The organism is Streptomyces sp. NBC_01317 (genome assembly GCF_035961655.1).
In the GTDB taxonomy this organism is placed as follows: Bacteria; Actinomycetota; Actinomycetes; order Streptomycetales; family Streptomycetaceae; genus Streptomyces.
Genome location: NZ_CP108393.1, coordinates 2847024 through 2864428 on the forward strand (window position 1 = coordinate 2847024; position 17405 = coordinate 2864428).

The following is a 17405-nucleotide window of genomic DNA, read 5'->3' on the forward strand; positions in this document are numbered from 1 at the left end:
CGAGCGCGCGTGCCAGACGCCGCGAGCCAGACGCCACTTTGCGGACACGCCCTAGCGGCTCCAGGCGTTGCCCTGGTTCTGGGCGTGGGCGCCCTGGGCGCCGACGCCGAACTGCGCGGCGATGCCCTGGCCGATCCCCGCGTTCTGCGGCGGCATGACCTCGCTGGGCTGGACCAGCGCGAACCCCTGTCCCAGGAAGCTCAGCTCCCAGCCCTCGCCGGTGTTGCCGCGCCGCCGCGTGACACCCGAGGAATGGGTCTGCGCCTGCATCTGGACCCGCAGCGACGTCGACCAGGCGACCACCGCGTCGGCGTCCGCGTTGACGTACTTGTCCGGCGTGACCTGCAACATCAGCGGCTGGCCCGAGGTCATCAGCGCGACCTTGCCCCGCCCCGAGATGTTCAGCTGGTACTTGCCGGAGCCGGAGATGCCGTACTGGCTGTCCACCGCGATGACCTCGGTGTTCAGCGAGGAGTCGAGCGCCAGGACGTAGGAGCTGTCGACGGTCATGCCCTCGCGGTCGACGTCCACGACGTGGATGTACTGCGCGAGGTTGGCGAGATAGACCGTGCCCAGCCCGGAGCAGCGCATGAGGTCGAGGCCCTCGCCCGTACGCGCCCTGGCGCGGCGCTGGCTGCTCGACTGGTACTCACCGTCGAAGTCCATCAGCCCCTGGTACGCCACCATCGCGCCCTTGCGGGCGAGGACGTCGTCCTGGCCGGTCAGGGCGACCCGCAGCAGCTGCGGGTTCTGGACGACGTAGCGGTCCTGGGACTGCTGTTCCGTATATGCGAAAAGCGGACTCTGCATGGTTCCCTGCTCCCCCTCAGCCCCGGATCCGCAGGCGGTCGGTGCTGTCCTCACTCGGCTGTACGACCACGATTCCCTGGCCCGAGAAGGCCATCTGGTAGGCCTCCCCGCTGCCCCTGCCGACCAGGGCGGAGGCCTTGAAGCTGCGCTTGCCCTTCACCTTGAGCCCCGGTGACCAGGCGACGAGCGCGTCCGGGTCGACGTACGTCTCGTCCTCGCCCCGGCCGCAGTCGACCACGATCGGGGTGCCGCGCGAGGTCAGGGCGACCCAGCCGGTCCCGGAGATCTCCACGTTCCACAGGCCCTGGCCGGCGAACTTGGCCATGCCCTTGACCTTCTCGACGCCCCACTGGAGGTGGGCGTCGAAGGCGAGGAGGTTGCTGCCGTTGACCGAGAGCGCGTCGTTGTTGAGGTTGATCACGACGACGTCCGCGCCGTAGTCGGCGAGGTAGAGCAGGCCGTCACCGGCGCACTTCATGATCGGCGCGCCTTCGCCCGTCACCCACTGGGAGGCGACCTGGCGGAGGGCGGGCGGGTTGGGCTCGTACTGGATGAAGCCCTCGTAGGCGATCATCGAGCCGGTACGGGCGAAGAGGTCCTGTCCCGAGGCCATCGCGACCTTGAGCATGGCGCGGCCGTGGTTCTCCATCCGGGCCGCGATGGGGGTCGGGGCGTAGCCCGCGAGCTGCTGGTTCATAGTCCGGGCTCCCTCAGACCTCGTACGGCTGGACGACGACGAAATTGCCGGGGGCGCCCCGGAACTGGAGGTTCACGGTCTCCCCGCTGTGGCCCGGGTACGCGTTGCGGCGCAGCCTGACCTGGCTGGAGATGATCACCTGGGAGGCGGACGACCAGGCGACGACGGCGTTGCAGTCGGCGAAGGTCGTCGGCGTGACGGGCAGGACCACCGGGGTGCCGTGCGTCTTGACGACGACGGTGCCCGTGCCCTGGAACTGCATGGTGAACAGCGCGCCGCCGGGGATGCCGTGGCCCTCGATGCGGCGGACCTCGTACTGGAGGCCCTCGTCGAAGGCGAGCACGTTCTCCGCGGAGACGCAGATGCCGTCGCCCTGGAGTTCGATGGGGTGGAGGTGCGCGGCGTCCTCGGCGAGGAACACCTGGCCCCGGCCCGAGCAGCGCATCAGCTGCATCTCCTGGCCGGTCGCGTTGCCGACGATGCGGCCCGCGAAGCCCGCGCCCTTGTGGCCGAACTCGACCTTGCCCTGGTACATGACCATGCTGCCCTGGCGGGCGAGGACCGGCGTACCGCCCATGGCCAGGTCGACCCGCATGAGCTGGCCGTTCTGCGGGGTCCAGCGCTGGCCGGTGGGCAGTTCCTTGTACGGCTGGAGCGCGGCTGTCAGGCCGGCGCCGCCCTGGGGGACGCCTTGCGGGACACCCTGGGGAAGGCCCTGGGGCGCGCCGGGCGGCGGGAATTGGCCCGGGATCTGACCGGTGACCTGGCCCGGCACCTGGCCGAACTGCGGCGGCTGGGGCGGCTGTCCGTACGGGGACGGCGCCAGCGGCGGGGGTACGGTGCCGCCCGGCGGGGACATCGGCGCCATCAGCGTCGGGGCCGCGTGTACGGGCGGCGGGGCCGGCGCGGGGGCGGGAGGTCCGGCCGGGGCGCCGAACGAGGGCGCGGGCGGCGGGGCCTGGGGCGCCGGGGCCGCGGGCGCTGCCGGCGGTGCGCCGAAGGACGGTGCGGGGGCGCCGCCCGGCGGGGGTGCGAACGCGGGCGGGGCGAACGACGGCGCGGCGCCGCCGGCCTGCGGCTCCGGCGCGGCGGGCTCCTCCTCGGCGACCTCGCCGCCGAAGTTCTTGAGCAGCGCGTCCAGTCCGCCGTCGAAGCCCTGCCCGACGGCGGCGAAGCGCCACACGTCCTTGAGATAGAAGTCGCCGAGCATCACGGCGCGTTCGGTGGTGAACTCCGAGCCGTTGAACGCGTACCGGACCACTTCCTCACCGCCCGCGACGATGCGGATGTATCCCGGGGCGACCTGGGACATCTGTCCGGCGCCGTCGATCGTGGCGGTGAACGAGAGCTTGTGGATGCTCGCCGGGATCCGGTCGAGCGTCACGCGGAACGACTCGGTGTCGCCCGCCTGCGCGCCCAGCAACTGGACTGATTCCTCTGGGGACTTCGGCTGGTTGAAGAAGATGAAGTAGCGGTCGTCCGAAAGCTGTTCGTCGGCGTCGAGGCCGAAACAGCTGATGTCGAAGCTCAGTCCGGGAGCGGTGATCTGCACGCCTACGTACAGATCCGTCCCCGGAGTGAGATCACTGATCTTGGCCTTGTGCCCGCGTTGGAATTCCCTCGCCATGCGTAACGACCGTCCCCCATCCCGAATGAAATACGTCGCGCCAGGCTAACGGCTGTGTCCGACATTGGACCGAGCCGGTACGCATTCGGTACAGGATCGGGCAGAGACGCGGATCAAGGCTGATCGGCCGTCCCAGCTGATCGGCCGTCCCGGCTGATCGGCCGTCCCGGCTGATCGGCCTTCTCAGCTGATCAGTCGCCTCAGCCGACCGGTCGCCCGAAGGGGGATCAGTCGTCGCGGGTCGACGGCGAATGGGGCAGCCGGTCCGCCGCCACGACGCCTTCCAGATAGCCGCGGGCGCGTTCGGTACGGGGGTAGGCCTCCAGCAGCCGCCAGAAGCGCGGCCCGTGGCCCGGGACCAGCAGGTGCGCCAGTTCATGGACGAGGACGTAGTCGACGACGTACTCCGGCATGCCCTGGAGCCGGTGCGAGAGCCGGATGCTGCCCTCGGCGGGGGTGCACGAGCCCCAGCGGGTGTTCTGGTTGGTCACCCAGCGGACCGAGACCGGCCGGGCACGGCCGTCGAAATACTGGGCGGACAGCCGCTCGGCCCGCTCGATCAGGGCCTCGTCGCCGATGACCCTCTTGCTCTCCTGGGCGGCGAGCTTGTCGAGCATCACCGTCACCCAGCGCCGCTCCTCCGCCTCCGACATGCGGGCGGGAATGAGCACGATCGTCCGGTCGCCTTCGCGGTACGCCGAGACGGTCCGGCTCCGGCGGGCGCTCCGGCGCACCTCGACGGCGCTCGTCGCCGTGAGGCGGGATGAGGGATCGGCGGACACGCCACGACGTTACCCGCTGTGTGTGCGGGAAGTCCCGCCTCCCGGTCGGTCCTTTCTTGATCCACCGAGTGGCGTCCACCATTTGAACGCTGATATCCCACGCCTGTGGATAACTTTTCACGCCGGGAAGCGGTTCCTTGCATTCTGGAAACGGTGAACGAGCCGGAAACAGGCCGGGGGCGGAGTTCGGGGAGCCGGAAAGGAACGGGGGACGGCGAGATGCATCCAAGGGTGAAGCCCGCGCTGCGGCGGGCCTGGCGGGAGCGGCAGACGGTCCAGTTCGGGGTGACCCCGGCGCACGCGGTGCTGGTGGGGCCGGTCGACACCGCGACGGGGAGCTTCCTGGAGCTGCTGGACGGGACGCGGGGGCTGCCGCTGCTGCGGGAGGAGGCGCGGGCGATGGGGCTGCCGGACGGCCGGGCCGACGCCCTGGTGGAGCGGCTGGCCGCGGCGGGGGTGCTAGACGACCCGGCGGGGGGTGGGGCGGCGGCGGACGCGCTGCGCGAGCGGGCGGCGGTGGTCGAGCGGCTGCGGCCCGACCTGGCGTCGCTCTCCGTCATCCACCGGGAGCCGGGGGCGGGGATGGCGCGGCTGGCGGCGCGGCGGGCGCTGCGGGTCCAGGTCCGGGGCGCCGGGCGGGTCGGGGCGGCCGTGGCGGGAGTGCTCGCGGCGGCCGGGGTGGGGCGGGTCGACGTGCTGGACGGCGGGTTCACCCAGGAGGCCGATGTGGCGCCGGGCGGGCTGCCGTACGGCTCCGTGGGGGAACGGAGGGACACGGCGGCCCGGCAGCTGGTGCGTCGGTCGGCGCCGGGGCGGGCGCCGAGGGAGGCGGAGCGGGCACGGTGGTCGGCCGGCGGGGAGCCGCCGCTGGCCCTGGTGGTCGTGGCCCCGCGCGACGGCCTGGCGGTCCACGCGCCCGATCCGGTGGTGGCGGAGACGTGGATGTCCTCGCGGACCCCGCATCTGTACGCGGGCGTGATCGAGGCCACCGGGGTGGTGGGCCCGCTGGTGCTGCCGGGCGGCTCGGCGTGCGCGGGCTGCCTGGCCCTGGAGCGGGCGGACCGGGACCCGGGATGGCCCCGGCTGCTGGCCCAGTGGCGGTCCGGGCGGGGGGCCACGGGGGCGCAGGCCTGCGACGTCGGACTGGCCGCGACGGTGGCCGGGCTGGCGGCGGCGCACGCCCTGTCGTTCCTGGATGGTGAACTCCCGGCCACGACGGGTGCACGATGGGAGGTGTCACTTCCCCAGCTCGACTGGCGGTCGCGCCGGACGGCACCCCATCCGGAGTGCCCCTGCGGGGCGGCCGGGAGACGCGAGGGGGAGCGCCTGGCGGAGGCCTTGCCACAGCACGACACAATGACGGGGTAACCGCCGTACGCGGCATGGCTGTCTGGAGGGCTTGATGTCTGATCTTCCCCGGAAGGCGGTCACCCGCACCGCGAAGCTGGCGGCGCTGCCGATCGGTTTCGCCGGACGGGCCACCTGGGGCCTGGGCAGACGGATCGGCGGGAAGTCCGCGGAGATCGTCTCCAAGGAGTTGCAGCAGCGCACGGCGGACCAGCTCTTCAAAGTCCTCGGGGAGCTGAAGGGCGGTGCGATGAAGTTCGGGCAGGCGCTGTCCGTCTTCGAGTCCGCGCTGCCCGAGGAGGTCGCCGGGCCCTACCGGGCGGCGCTCACCAAGCTCCAGGAGGCGGCGCCCCCGATGCCGAGCAGCACGGTGCACGCCGTGCTGGCCGAGCGGCTGGGCGAGGACTGGCGCGACCTGTTCCTGGAGTTCGAGGAGAAGCCCGCGGCGGCGGCGTCGATCGGGCAGGTGCACCGGGCGGTCTGGCACGACGGCCGGGTCGTCGCGGTCAAGGTGCAGTATCCGGGCGCCGGGGAAGCCCTGCTGTCGGACCTGACCCAGCTGAGCCGGTTCGTCCGGCTGCTGGGGCCGCTGATCCCGGGCATGGACATGAAGCCGCTGATCAGCGAGATGCGCGACCGGGTCTCCGAGGAGCTGGACTACGCGCTGGAGGCCGAGTCGCAGCGGGAGCACGCGGCGGAGTTCGCGGACGATCCCGATGTGCTGGTGCCCGATGTGGTGCACCAGAGCGAGCAGGTGCTGGTCACCGAGTGGATCGACGGGAAGCCGCTGGCGGACGTGATCTCGGGTGGTTCCGCTGAGGAGCGGGACCGCGCCGGCCAGCTGCTGGCCCGGTTCCTCTTCTCGGGCCCGGCACGTACGGGTCTGCTGCACGCGGACCCGCATCCGGGGAATTTCCGGCTGCTGCCCCCGGACGAGGGCGTGGAGGACGGCGAGTACCGGCTGGGGGTGCTCGACTTCGGGACGGTCGACCGGCTGCCCGGCGGGCTGCCCGACACCATCGGCTACGCGCTGCGGATGACGCTGGAGGGCGACGCGGAGGGGGTGTACGACCTGCTGCGTGAGGACGGGTTCGTCAAGGAGTCCATCGATCTCGACCCGGACGCGGTGCTGGACTATCTGCTGCCGATCATCGAGCCGGCGGCGGCGGACGAGTTCACGTTCACCCGGAGCTGGATGCGCAACCAGGCCGCGCGGATCGCCGATCCCCGGTCGCCCGCCCACCAGTTGGGCAGGCAGTTGAACCTGCCGCCGGCCTATCTGCTGATCCACCGCGTCACCCTGAGCACCATCGGTGTGCTCTGCCAGCTGAACGCGACGGTCCGGCTGCGGGACGAGCTGGAGGACTGGCTGCCCGGTTTCCTGCCGGACGAGGAGGATGACTACGCCGCCGAAGCCGAGGACGGCACCGCCGAAGAGGCCGGGCCGGACGAGGCATGACGTGACAACGGGGGGCCGGTCCAGAGGACCGGCCCCCCGTTTTTCTGGGACTCACCGAGCACTGATGTGCCGTGGGGTGGGTCTGTTACTGCATGACCGCCATGGCGAGCGCACGGCGGGCGCGCATCGAGACGCGCTCGGCGCGGCGCTGCATCCGGCGGGCGGCGACCAGGCGCACGGCCCGGCGTTCCGCGTCGGCTTCGCGCAGGCGGTCCGCCATATGGACACGAGCCATGGCTTCTGGGATGAGTTGCATTTCGCGGGTCCTGTTCTGACGCGAGTCGTCCGCGTCGGTGGTGCTGCTGACGGCTGGGGCGGCGGAGCCGGTGGGCTCACGCAGGGAAGAGGTCATCGGAGCCTGCTTCTTGGGATCGTGCGTGTAGGGACGGTCGATGGTTCCGCTGATGGTCATGCCGCTGCGACCGGGTTCTTGCGCGGACGGCCGCGGGGCCGCTTGCGAGCCACGACCACGCCCTGGACGAAGAGCTCGCCACCCCAGACGCCCCAGGGCTCGCGGCGCTCCTTGGCCCCGGCGAGGCAGGCCTCGACCAGCGGGCAGGTGCGGCAGAGCGCCTTGGCGTACTCGACGTCGGCCGGGGACTCCGCGAAGAAGACCTCCGGGTCGTAGGCACGGCACGGAACAGGTACGCCGAGGTTCTCGATGGCGTCGTCGAGCGCGGTGAGCGCGGTGAGGGGGATCAAGGTGGAGTCCTCCGTGAGGCCGGGCGGGGGGATCGTTTCGGAAGGCGGTACGGACGGGGCGTGCGCTTCGAGTTGCACGGGGTGTGATTCCTCGTCTGGTCGTTCCGGCCGGTCGGCCGGGCTGCGGCTGGTACCTGTTGTTCTCAATCCCGAGGCCCCTTCGCTCCGCCCGTCCCGTTCGGGACAAACAGAAGGGCCGCGGATCCCGGGTGGGGTTCCGCGGCCCTGAAGGCGCCGGCCTGATGGTGGATCAGGCTGGATCACTCCAGGGTTCAGGCCCACGGAAGGCCCACATCTTGTGGTGCTCGGTCGTCTTGCTCGTCTGCCGTCCGGTCTCGGCACTGGCCGCCGCGTAGGCGTAGGCCTGGGCCTCCACCGCTGCCGCTCCTGCTTCCAGTGCCTCGATCGGTCGCTCATCGCGTGCCACCGGCCGGACGGGAAGACCCGCGAAGCCGACAGGCACGACGGAGGAGACGCCGGGCAGACCATTGCCGTTCAGTTCGATACGCGACACGTCGAGCGAGCACACGGAGGCGACCAGCAGATCGGTCATTTTGACGGTGCTGACAGCGGAGCCGCCGGTGTTGACAACGGTGGTACCGGTCTTGGTCTCAAAAATCGTGGACACTGGAATCGCCTCCTCTCGGCGTCTCTGGGACCGGCCGGAGCCAGTCATGCGTATGGACAAGTAGAGCACGGGGAGAGAGCTTCGTGAAGCTCTTGTTCCCGTGGTTAAGAACCTATGGGGATTCCCGGGGCGGGCGCAAACTATTTTCCCGTCGATTTTTGCTCACGCGTCCTCCACCTCGCCCGCAACCTCTTCACCTGCGCAGATGGCCAGTACATCGGCGCCGAACCGGTCCAGCTTGCGGCCGCCCACCCCGGCGATGCCGGTCAACTCCCCCTCGCTGCCCGGCACCGCCTCGGCGATCGCCATGAGGGTCTTGTCGGTGAAGACGCAATAGGCCGGCTGGCCCAGCAGCTTGGCCTGCCCGGCGCGCCAGTCGCGCAGTCGCTCGTACAGCGCCTCGTCCATGTCGGACGGGCAGTCCTCGCAGCGCGTCAGCTTCATCTCGCCCGCGTCGGTGAGCGTCTTCCCGCACACCCGGCAGAGCACCGGGCCACGCCGCTTGCGCCGCGCGCCCGCGGCTCCGCCCACGCCCGCGCTCGCGCCGGGGCGCTCGAAGGACCCGCCCCGGTCCGCGCCGGCGCGTCTGCTGCCCGGGACCGCGGAGCCCGGCCGCAGGCCGTTGAGGAAGCGCGAGGGCCGCCGGGAGGCCCGGCCCCCCGGCGAGCGGGAGAGCGCCCAGGAGAGGGAGAGGTGCATCCGGGCGCGGGTGACGCCGACATAGAGGAGACGGCGCTCCTCCTCGACCTGTTCGTCGGTCTTCGCGTAGGTGATCGGCATCATGCCCTCGGTGAGCCCGACCAGGAACACCGCGTCCCACTCCAGGCCCTTGGCCGAGTGCAAGGAGGCGAGCGTGACGCCCTGGACGGTGGGCGCGTGCTGCGCGGCCGCGCGCTCGTCCAGCTCGGCCACCAGGTCGGAGAGCGTCGCGGACGGCTTGGCCCGTACGAAGTCCTCGGCCAGCCGCACCAGCGCGGCGAGCGACTCCCAGCGGTCCCTGACCGCCCCGGAACCCGTCGGGGGCTCCGTGGTCCACCCCGACGTGGAGAGCACCGCGCGCACCTGCGAGGGCAGCTCGACCACGTCGTCGAGCACGGCGTCGTTGCCCCCGAAGCGCGCCGCGCCGCGCAGGGCGGCGCCCGCTTCCCGTACCTCCTTGCGTTCGAAGAAGCGCTCGGCGCCGCGCAGTTGGTACGCCACCCCCACGTCCGCCAGGGCCTGTTCGTAGACCTCCGACTGGGCGTTGATCCGGTACAGCACGGCGATCTCGCCCGCCGGGACACCCGCCGCGATCAGGTCGCGGATCCGGCGGGCGGTGGTCTCGGCCTCCGTCGGCTCGTCCGCGTACTCCGTGTAGACCGGTTCGGGGCCGGCCCCCCGCTGGGAGATCAGCTCCAGGCGGTGTTCGGCGGCCCGGCCGCGCGCCTGGTTCAGCAGGCCGTTGGCCAGGTGGACGACCTGGGGCGTGGAGCGGTAGTCGCGGACCAGCTTCACCACCGTGGCGCCCGGGTGCCGCGTGCGGAAGTTCAGCAGGTGGTCCGGGGTCGCGCCGGTGAAGGAGTAGATGGTCTGGCTGGCGTCGCCGACGACACACAGGCTCTCCCGGTCCCCCAGCCACAGCTCCAGGAGGCGCTGCTGGAGGGGGCTCACGTCCTGGTACTCGTCCACCACGAAGTGCTGGTACTGGCGGCGGATCTGGTCGGCGATGTCGTGCCGGTCCTGGAGGATGCCGACCGTCAGCAGCAGCACGTCCTCGAAGTCGATGACCGAGCGGTCGCGCTTGAGCTGTTCGTACATCCCGTAGATCTGGCCGATCTCGGCCGCGTCGCGCGGGGCGTCGCGCAGCGACTTGGCGACCGCCGCCGGATAGTCCGCGGGCACGGTCTGGGTGACCTTCGCCCACTCGATCTCGCCCGTGACGTCCCGCAGCTCGTTGCGGTCCAGCCTGATCCGGCAGCGCGCCGCGGCCTCGGCGACCAACTGGACCTTGCGCTCCAGCAGTCTCGGCATCTCGCCGCCGACGACCTTGGGCCAGAAGAACTGGAGCTGGCGCAGCGCCGCCGAGTGGAACGTGCGCGCCTGGACCCCGCCCGCGCCGAGCTGGCGCAGCCGCCCGCGCATCTCGCCCGCGGCGCGGTTGGTGAACGTGACTGCCAGCACGCTGCCCGGCTGGAGGATCCCCGCCCGCACGCCGTACGCGATCCGGTGGGTGATCGCGCGCGTCTTGCCCGTACCGGCCCCGGCCAGCACGCACACCGGGCCGTGCAGGGCCGTCGCGACCTCGCGCTGCTCGGGGTCGAGCCCTTCGAGCACCGCGTCGGCGTCCCGCGGCGGGTCGACGATCTGGCCGGGACCGGCGGTCCTGCCCTCGTGCGGGTCCTGCGGGAACAGTGGGGAATGCGTTGCTGCTGTCACCCCGCCATGCTGTCAGGTCGCCGGAGACGGCTGTTCCCGTTGTCCACACCTGTGCCGCGTCTGTCATACGAATACGGTCCGGACCGTTACGGGAACGGTCGCCGCCCTCGCGGGAATGGCCGCCGCCCCGCGTACGTTCCACGGATTGCGGCGGACCGCCGGTGCACCCACCGGGGCCCACGGCCTGGAGCCGACGCACCGAGCGAGAGCGAAACAGAGGAGCGCGAGGGACATGGCGGGCACTGTGACGATGTACAGCACCACGTGGTGCGGATACTGCCGTCGGCTGAAGGGTCAGCTGGACCGCGAAGGCATCGCGTACACGGAGATCAATATCGAGCAGGACGCCGCGTCCGCGGCCTTCGTCGAGAAGGCGAACGGTGGCAACCAGACGGTGCCGACCGTGGTCGTGGTCGCGCCGAGCGGTGTCGACGTCACGATGACCAACCCGAGCCTCGCCCAGGTGAAGCAGGCGCTCGGCGCCTGACCCCGCCGCCGCCCCGCTCCTCCGGCAGACACTGATCCCCTCCGAGGCCGACGCCTCGGAGGGGATCAGTGCTGTGTGCCGGGGAGCGGCTGTCCCTACTGCGGCAGCGGCTTCGGCAGCGGCTTCCCGTACCAGAGTTCCACCAGGCGCGCGGCGATCGAGATGCCCGCCGGGGGCAGGATCTCGCCCGTCTCGATCGCGGTCCGCAGGTCCTCGCGGGAGAACCAGCGCGCCTCCTCGATCTCCTCGCCGTCCACGGTGATCGCCGAGGACGTGGCCCGTGCCATGAAGCCCAGCATCAGGCTCGACGGGAACGGCCACGGCTGGCTGGCCACGTACTCGACCTCGCCGACGGTGACACCCGCCTCCTCGAAGACCTCGCGGGCCACGGACTGCTCGATGGACTCCCCGGGCTCCACGAAGCCCGCCAGCGTGGAGAACCGGCCCTCGGGCCAGTGCACCTGCCGGCCCAGCAGCGCCCGGTCCTCCTCGTCCGTGACCAGCATGATCACCGCGGGGTCGGTCCTCGGGTAGTGCTCGGCGCCGCAGGCGGGGCAGCGGCGGATGTGGCCGGCCGCCGCGATCACCGTGCGCTCGCCGCAGCGCGAGCAGAAGCGGTGCAGCCGCTGCCAGTTCTCCAGCGCGACCGCGTGCACCATCAGGCCGGCGTCCCGCTGCGACAGCAGCAGGCCCGCCTCGCGCAGGCCGGCCGCGCGCGCCGACTGGTCCATGCGGCCGGGCAGCGCGTCCTTCTGGAGCGCGAAGTAGCTGACCCCGTCCTCGTCCGTGCCGAGGAAGTAGCGGTGGGTCTCGGTGACGGGCGCCTCGAAGGCGGGGGTCATGACCAGTTCGGTGCGGCCGTCCGGGGTGTCGTCGATCAGCACCTGTCCGCCCGACACCACGAACACCCGGGTCGTGGGGTGGCTCCAGGCAGCCGCGAGCCAGGCCTCGTCGAGACGGTGGTGCGCGGCACGGTCGACACCGCTGGGCGCGGTGAGACCGATCGGTCGGTGTGCGAGATCGGCACTGCTGATGGTGCTCACAGGTACTTCCAACTCCCCCGGATGGATGGGTTCTGTTCAGCGGAGAGCGGCGGCAAGGTCGCCCCAGAGGTAGGCGGTGGTCTCCACGCCCTTGAGCAGCAGGTCCAGTTCGACCTTCTCGTCGGGCGCGTGCCAGCCGTCGGACGGTACGGAGATGCCCAGGAAGAGCACGGGTGCGCCGAGGACGTCCTGGAGGTCGGCGGCGGGTCCCGAGCCGCCCTCGCGGGTGAAGAGGACCGGACGTTCGAAGGCGCGGCCCATGGCCCGTACGAGCGACTGGAGGGCGGGATGGCCGAGCGGGGTCAGACAGGGGCGGGTGGCGGCGCCGAAGGTGGTCTTGTGGCGGACGCCGTTCGGGACGCGGGCCTCGATCCACTCCCGTACGGCCCGCTCGATCCGGTCGGGGTCCTGTCCCGCCACCAGGCGGAACGAGAGCTTCACCTGGGCGGAGGACGGCACGATCGTCTTGCCGCCGGGGCCCTGGTAGCCGCCGCCGATGCCGTTCACCTCGGCGGTCGGGCGGGCCCAGATCCGCTCCAGGGTGGAGTGCCCGGCCTCGCCGAGGGTGCCGTGGGACTTGGCCGTACGCAGCCAGCGCTCCTCGTCGAAGGGCAGCGCGGCGAACAGGGCGCGCTCCTCGTCGGTGAGCGGGGTGACGCCGTCGTAGAAGCCGGGGACCGCGACCCGTTCGTCCGCGTCGTGCAGGGACGCGACGATGCGGGCGGCGACGGTGGCCGGGTTGGGGACGGCTCCGCCGAAGGAACCGGAGTGGATGTCCTGGTCGGGGCCGTACAGCTCGATCTCGCAGTCGGCGAGGCCGCGCATGCCGGTGCAGACCGTGGGGGTGTCCTCCGCCCACATGCCGGTGTCGGAGACGATCACGACGTCGGCGGCGAGGCGGGCCGCGCGGTCCTCGGCCAGGGCGCGGAAGTGCGGGGAGCCGGACTCCTCCTCGCCCTCGACGAGCAGCTTGAGGTGGACGGCGGGGGTGCTGCGGCCGGTGGCGGCGAGGTGGGCGCGGACGCCGAGTGTGTGGAAGAACACCTGCCCCTTGTCGTCCGCGGCGCCGCGTCCGTACATCCTGCCGTCCCGTACGACCGGTTCGAAGGGGTCGCTCGACCAGCCGTCCTCGCGGGCGGCGGGCTGCACGTCGTGGTGTCCGTAGACCAGCACGGTGGGGGCCCCGGGGTCGTCCGAGGGCCATTCCGCGAAGACGGCGGGGGCGCCCGGGGTGTCCCAGATCTCGGTGAGGGGGAAGCCCGTCTCCCGGAGTTTGGCGGCCAGCCAGTCGGCGCTGCGGCGCACGTCGGCGGCGTGATCGGGCTGGGCGGACACGGACGGGATACGGAGCCAGTCCGCGAGGTCGTCGAGGAACGCGGCGCGGTGGGACTCGATATACGTACGGACGACGCTGTCCGGGGTGTCGCTCATGACATCGAGCCTAACCGGATCCGGCGGTCGTCCGGTCTGCTGTCCGTCCTCCGTCCCCCTCCCGCTCCGTGTCCCCGTCCGCGTCGCTGTCGCCGTCCGCGCCCGCGTCCCCGCCGGTGAGGATCGCTTCCAGTTCGGCCCGGGAGAGGAGGCGGTCGGGGCGGACGACGTCCCCGGTGCGTACGTACAGGAACGCGGCCGTGACGGCGGACGGCGGGAGGGCGTGCTGCTCGGCCCAGGCGAGGCGGTAGACGGCGAGCTGGAGGGGGTCGGCGGTACGGGCGCGGCTGGTCTTCCAGTCGATGATCTCGTACGTGTCCGCGCCGGTTCCGGGGTCGGTGGCGCGGTAGACGGCGTCGATCCGGCCGCGGATCACCCGGCCCGCGAGGGTCAGCTGGAACGGCGCTTCCACCCGGTACGGCGTACGGCGCGCGTACGGGGTCCGCTCGAAGGCCGCCTTGAGCGCGGCCAGGTCACGCTCGTCGGCGATCTCCGGCTCGTCCTCGTCCCCGCCGGGCAGCTCGTCGGGGCCGAGCAGGGGCAGGGGCAGCTCCTCGAACCGCGACTCCACCCAGGCGTGGAACCGGGTGCCCCGGCGGGCGGCGGGCTGCGGCGGCCGGGGCATGGGGCGCGCCAGCTCGTGGGCGAAACCGTCCGGGTCGGCGGCGAGGCGCATCAGCTGGGACGCGGAGAGCGAGGGCGGTACGGGGACGTCACGGACACCCGCCCGCGCGCGGCGCAGCTCGCGCGCGAGCGCGTCGAGATCACGGTCCCAGGAGGCGAGGATCCGGGCCTCCTCGGGGGCGGGGCGCGGGGGCCCTGTGCGGGGGGCGGGGACGGAGGGTACGGGCGGGGGCCCGGTGCGCGCGGGTGCGGCGGGCGCGTGCGGGGGCCGGGGGCCGGGCCCGGCGGGCTCCGGCTCGGCCTCGACACGCGCGCGCGCCGAGCCGGTGTGCTCGGGTACGGGACCGGCGTGGTCGGGCCCGGCGTGGTCGGGTACGGCATGGTCGGGTACGGCATGGTCGGGTACGGGCCCGGCGCTGGGCGGTACAGGACCGGCGTGCTCGGGTACGGGCCCCGCGTGCGGCGGTACGGGTCCCGGTGGCCCGGCGGTGTCGGGGCCCGTCGGCCCGGCGGTGTCGGCGTCCGTCGGCCAGGCGTCCCAGTACAGGACGTCGTCGTACTGCGGCTCTCCGGGGGCGTCGGCCCCGGCGCCGGCGGGGGCGTGTCCGCGATCCGCCCGGCCCTCGTCCGTGGTGCCGGGCACAGGCCGCCCGGAGGGAGGCGGCGAGGTGTCCCACCCCCCGAAGTCGCCGTGCTCCGCCTCGGCGTGGTCGACGTCCGGCGGGGCGTACCCGTCCTCCGGGTCCTCCGGCTCGTCGCCGAAAGTCTCGTCCTCGAAAGGGGCGTCTTCGAATGGGGCGTCCCACGGTTCGTCCGCGAGGGCGGCGGGCGGCTCCTCAGCAGCGCCCGAGCGCAGCTCGTCCAGGTGCGCCAGCACCGTGTCCGCCGCCGCGCGGCGGCGCGACAGGGCGTCGGCGTCCAACGGGAGGGGCCACGGCTGGGGCGTGGAGAGGGCCCGCAGGGACGGGTTCACCTCGCCCTCGGCCGGTTCGTCCGCCCACGCCTCGATCTCGCCGTGGCCGGCCACGCAATGGTCGTACAGCGCGTGCAGGAAGTCCGACGGGCCTCGGGTACGCTTCTGGGTCGGGCCCCACCAGTGGCCGGAGCCGAGGAGCAGCGAGCGCGGGCGCGTGAAGGTGACGTACCCGAGGCGCAGTTCCTCCGTGTGCTGGTGCGCCTTCATCTCGTCCTTGAACGCCGTGAGGCCCTTCGCGTCCCAGGAGGTGACCTCCGGCAGCGTGGGCGCGTCGCCGCGCAGCGGGTGCGGGAGGACCTTCGCCTGGGACGTCCAGGCCTCGCGCGCCCGGTTGTTGGGGAACTGGCCGGTGACCAGCCCCGGGACGGCGACCACGTCCCACTCCAGGCCCTTGGCCTTGTGCGCGGTGAGCACCTTCACCGTGTTCTCGCCGCCCGGCAGCGCGTTGTCCAGCCCCTTCTCGTACTGCGCCGCCGTCCTTAGGAAGGCGAGGAACGCCAGCAGGCCTGCCTCCCCGTCGAGCGCGGCGAAGGAGGCCGCCATGTCCAGGAAGTTGTTCAGGGTCTCCCGGCGGCGGGCGGCCAGCGCGTGCGGCGACGCGGCCAGTTCGACCTCCAGGCCCGTCGTGGCGAGGACGCGGTGCAGGACGTCCATCAGCGGGTCGGCCAGCGACCGGCGCAGGTCGCGCAGTTCGGTGGCGAGCCTCGCGAAGCGGACCCGGGCGGCGGCGGAGAACGGCAGCCCGTCGTCAGGGGCGCCCGCCGACTCCAGGAACGTGTCCAGGGCGTCCGCGAGGGAGATCACCTCCGCCGGGTCCGTCCCCTCGACGGCCGCCGCCAGCCGCGCCTCCGTGCTGTCCTCGCCGTCCGGCCCGGGTCCCCGGTGCACCAGGAGCCGCGCCCTGCGCCCCAGCAGCGCCAGGTCGCGGGGGCCGATGCGCCAGCGGGGACCGCTGAGGAGCCGTACCAGCGACGCGTTCGCCCCCGGGTCCTGGAGCACCTCGCACACCGCGACGAGGTCGGCGACCTCCGGGAGGTGCAGCAGCCCGGAGAGCCCCACCACCTCGACCGGCACCTCACGGGCCACCAGCGCGCCCTGGATCTCGGCGAAGTCCCCCGCCGTACGGCACAGGACGGCCACCTCGCCCGGTTCCTTGCCCGTACGCACCAGATGCGCGAGGGAGTCGGCGAGCCAGGCGATCTCCTCCGCGTGGGTGGGCAGGAGGGCGCAGCGGACCATGCCGTCGCGCTCCGCGCCCGGGGCGGGGCGCAGCGCCTCGACACCTTCGTGCATCGCGCGCAGGGGCGTGGCGAGGCCGTTGGCCAGGTCGAGGAGCCGGCCGCCGCTGCGGCGGTTCTCGCTGAGCGAGAAGCGGGTGGCGGGCGTCCCGTCCGCGTACGGGAAGTGGACGGGGAAGTCGTCCAGGTTGGCGACGGACGCGCCACGCCAGCCGTAGATCGCCTGGCAGGGGTCGCCGACGGCGGTCACCGCGTGGCCCGTGTCCCCGCCGAAGAGGCCGGACAGGAGGAGCCGTTGGGCGACGGACGTGTCCTGGTACTCGTCCAGGAGGACCACCCGGAACTCCTCCCGGAGGATCCGGCCCACCTCGGGTCTGGTCATGGCCAGCTCGGCGGAGAGGGCGATCTGGTCGCCGAAGTCGAGGAGGTCGCGGGCGCTCTTCGCCGCCCGGTAGCGCCCGACCAGGTCGAGCAGCTCACGGCGCGCGGTGGCGGCCTCGGGGACCTTGCGCAGCTCGGCGTTGCTGAGCCGGGCGCCGTCCAGGGTGTGCAGCAGCGCGATGTCGTGCGCGCCGAGCGCGCCGGGCCGTACGAGATGTTCGGACAGCTCTCCGTCGAGCGTGAGGAGATCGCTGACCAGAGCGGGAAGGGATTTGGTCAGGGCGGGGTACGGTCCCGGCGCGTCCCGCAGCACGCGCGCGGCGAGCTGGAAGCGGGTGGCGTCCGCGAGCAGCCGGGCCGTCGGCTCCAGGCCTATGCGCAGGCCGTGGTCGGTGAGGAGCTGCCCGGCGAAGGCGTGGTAGGTGGAGATGCGGGGTTCGCCCGGGGGGTGGTCGGGGTCGATCGTGTCGGGGTCGGTGACGCCGGCCCGTACCAGCGCCTTGCGGACCCGCTCGGCCAGTTCGCCCGCGGCCTTGTTGGTGAACGTGAGCCCGAGGACCTGCTCGGGGGCGACCTGTCCGGTCCCCACCAGCCACACCACCCGGGCGGCCATGACCGTCGTCTTCCCCGACCCGGCTCCGGCCACGATGACCTGCGGGGCGGGCGGCGCGGTGATGCAGGCCGTCTGCTCCGGGGTGAAGGGGATGCCGAGGAGCTCCTTGAGCTGCTCGGGGTGGGTGAGGTGTGCGGACACCTCA

At 72.6% G+C, this 17405-nt stretch carries 14 protein-coding genes; 3 read left to right on the forward strand and 11 right to left on the reverse strand.

What is annotated here, in order from left to right; translation table 11 throughout:
* Positions 1 to 51: 51 nt before the first annotated feature.
* From OG349_RS11920 to OG349_RS11935, 4 genes are all read right to left on the reverse strand, one after another.
* The gene (locus OG349_RS11920) at positions 52 to 810 is read right to left on the reverse strand and encodes an AIM24 family protein (RefSeq protein ID WP_327234578.1); all 759 of its coding nucleotides are present in this window, start codon (positions 808 to 810) and stop codon (positions 52 to 54) included.
* 16 nt (positions 811 to 826) lie between these two features.
* Positions 827 to 1507, reverse strand: a complete 681-nt coding sequence (locus OG349_RS11925) for an AIM24 family protein (protein WP_327234579.1) — start codon at positions 1505 to 1507, stop codon at positions 827 to 829.
* Positions 1508 to 1520: 13 nt separating this feature from the next.
* Positions 1521 to 3134, reverse strand: a complete 1614-nt coding sequence (locus tag OG349_RS11930) for a TerD family protein (RefSeq protein WP_327234580.1) — start codon at positions 3132 to 3134, stop codon at positions 1521 to 1523.
* A 227-nt stretch (positions 3135 to 3361) separates the two neighbouring features.
* Entirely contained in the window at positions 3362 to 3916 is a 555-nt protein-coding gene (locus OG349_RS11935; RefSeq protein ID WP_327234581.1) for a M48 metallopeptidase family protein, read from the reverse strand.
* 219 nt (positions 3917 to 4135) lie between these two features.
* Between OG349_RS11935 and OG349_RS11940 the strand changes: the two genes are divergently transcribed.
* Both OG349_RS11940 and OG349_RS11945 read left to right on the forward strand, forming a co-directional pair.
* Positions 4136 to 5284: a TOMM precursor leader peptide-binding protein gene (locus OG349_RS11940; RefSeq protein ID WP_327234582.1), complete on the forward strand. Its 1149-nt coding sequence runs from the start codon at positions 4136 to 4138 to the stop codon at positions 5282 to 5284.
* A gap of 34 nt (positions 5285 to 5318) precedes the next feature.
* Positions 5319 to 6722, forward strand: coding sequence for an ABC1 kinase family protein (locus OG349_RS11945; RefSeq protein ID WP_327234583.1), 1404 nt, complete (start codon positions 5319 to 5321; stop codon positions 6720 to 6722).
* 85 nt (positions 6723 to 6807) lie between these two features.
* On the opposite strand, the gene OG349_RS11950 is transcribed toward OG349_RS11945, so the two are convergent.
* The 4 genes from OG349_RS11950 to OG349_RS11965 form a co-directional block, all read right to left on the reverse strand.
* Positions 6808 to 7134, reverse strand: coding sequence for a hypothetical protein (locus tag OG349_RS11950; protein WP_327234584.1), 327 nt, complete (start codon positions 7132 to 7134; stop codon positions 6808 to 6810).
* The gene (locus tag OG349_RS11955; protein WP_327234585.1) at positions 7131 to 7502 is read right to left on the reverse strand and encodes a WhiB family transcriptional regulator; all 372 of its coding nucleotides are present in this window, start codon (positions 7500 to 7502) and stop codon (positions 7131 to 7133) included. Before OG349_RS11955 ends, OG349_RS11950 begins: the two co-directional genes overlap by 4 nt.
* Before the next feature lie 172 nt (positions 7503 to 7674).
* Positions 7675 to 7977: a hypothetical protein gene (locus OG349_RS11960; RefSeq protein WP_327238545.1), complete on the reverse strand. Its 303-nt coding sequence runs from the start codon at positions 7975 to 7977 to the stop codon at positions 7675 to 7677.
* A 237-nt stretch (positions 7978 to 8214) separates the two neighbouring features.
* On the reverse strand, positions 8215 to 10467 hold the full coding sequence (locus OG349_RS11965; RefSeq protein ID WP_442806238.1) for an ATP-dependent DNA helicase UvrD2: 2253 nt from the start codon (positions 10465 to 10467) through the stop codon (positions 8215 to 8217).
* Between the two features lie 232 nt (positions 10468 to 10699).
* Here OG349_RS11965 and OG349_RS11970 point away from each other — a divergent pair, with 232 nt between their 5' ends.
* On the forward strand, positions 10700 to 10954 hold the full coding sequence (locus OG349_RS11970; protein ID WP_327234586.1) for a mycoredoxin: 255 nt from the start codon (positions 10700 to 10702) through the stop codon (positions 10952 to 10954).
* A 95-nt stretch (positions 10955 to 11049) separates the two neighbouring features.
* Here OG349_RS11970 and nudC read toward each other — a convergent pair whose 3' ends face one another.
* The 3 genes from nudC to OG349_RS11985 are packed head-to-tail and all read right to left on the reverse strand — an operon-like array spanning position 11050 to position 17401.
* On the reverse strand, positions 11050 to 11997 hold the full coding sequence (gene nudC, locus OG349_RS11975) for an NAD(+) diphosphatase (protein WP_327234587.1): 948 nt from the start codon (positions 11995 to 11997) through the stop codon (positions 11050 to 11052).
* A 36-nt stretch (positions 11998 to 12033) separates the two neighbouring features.
* On the reverse strand, positions 12034 to 13428 hold the full coding sequence (locus tag OG349_RS11980; protein WP_327234588.1) for a dipeptidase: 1395 nt from the start codon (positions 13426 to 13428) through the stop codon (positions 12034 to 12036).
* A 10-nt stretch (positions 13429 to 13438) separates the two neighbouring features.
* Positions 13439 to 17401, reverse strand: a complete 3963-nt coding sequence (locus tag OG349_RS11985; RefSeq protein ID WP_327234589.1) for a UvrD-helicase domain-containing protein — start codon at positions 17399 to 17401, stop codon at positions 13439 to 13441.
* Between the last annotated feature and the right edge of the window lie 4 nt (positions 17402 to 17405).

Coding starts and splice junctions, on each gene's coding strand:
- OG349_RS11960 (WP_327238545.1), bottom strand. CDS start 7,977: ATGACCGATCTGCTGGTCGCCTCCGTGTGCTCGCTCGACGTGTCGCGT.
- OG349_RS11920 (WP_327234578.1), bottom strand. CDS start 810: ATGCAGAGTCCGCTTTTCGCATATACGGAACAGCAGTCCCAGGACCGC.
- OG349_RS11940 (WP_327234582.1), top strand. CDS start 4,136: ATGCATCCAAGGGTGAAGCCCGCGCTGCGGCGGGCCTGGCGGGAGCGG.
- OG349_RS11950 (WP_327234584.1), bottom strand. CDS start 7,134: ATGACCATCAGCGGAACCATCGACCGTCCCTACACGCACGATCCCAAG.
- OG349_RS11945 (WP_327234583.1), top strand. CDS start 5,319: ATGTCTGATCTTCCCCGGAAGGCGGTCACCCGCACCGCGAAGCTGGCG.
- OG349_RS11980 (WP_327234588.1), bottom strand. CDS start 13,428: ATGAGCGACACCCCGGACAGCGTCGTCCGTACGTATATCGAGTCCCAC.
- OG349_RS11930 (WP_327234580.1), bottom strand. CDS start 3,134: ATGGCGAGGGAATTCCAACGCGGGCACAAGGCCAAGATCAGTGATCTC.
- OG349_RS11925 (WP_327234579.1), bottom strand. CDS start 1,507: ATGAACCAGCAGCTCGCGGGCTACGCCCCGACCCCCATCGCGGCCCGG.
- OG349_RS11970 (WP_327234586.1), top strand. CDS start 10,700: ATGGCGGGCACTGTGACGATGTACAGCACCACGTGGTGCGGATACTGC.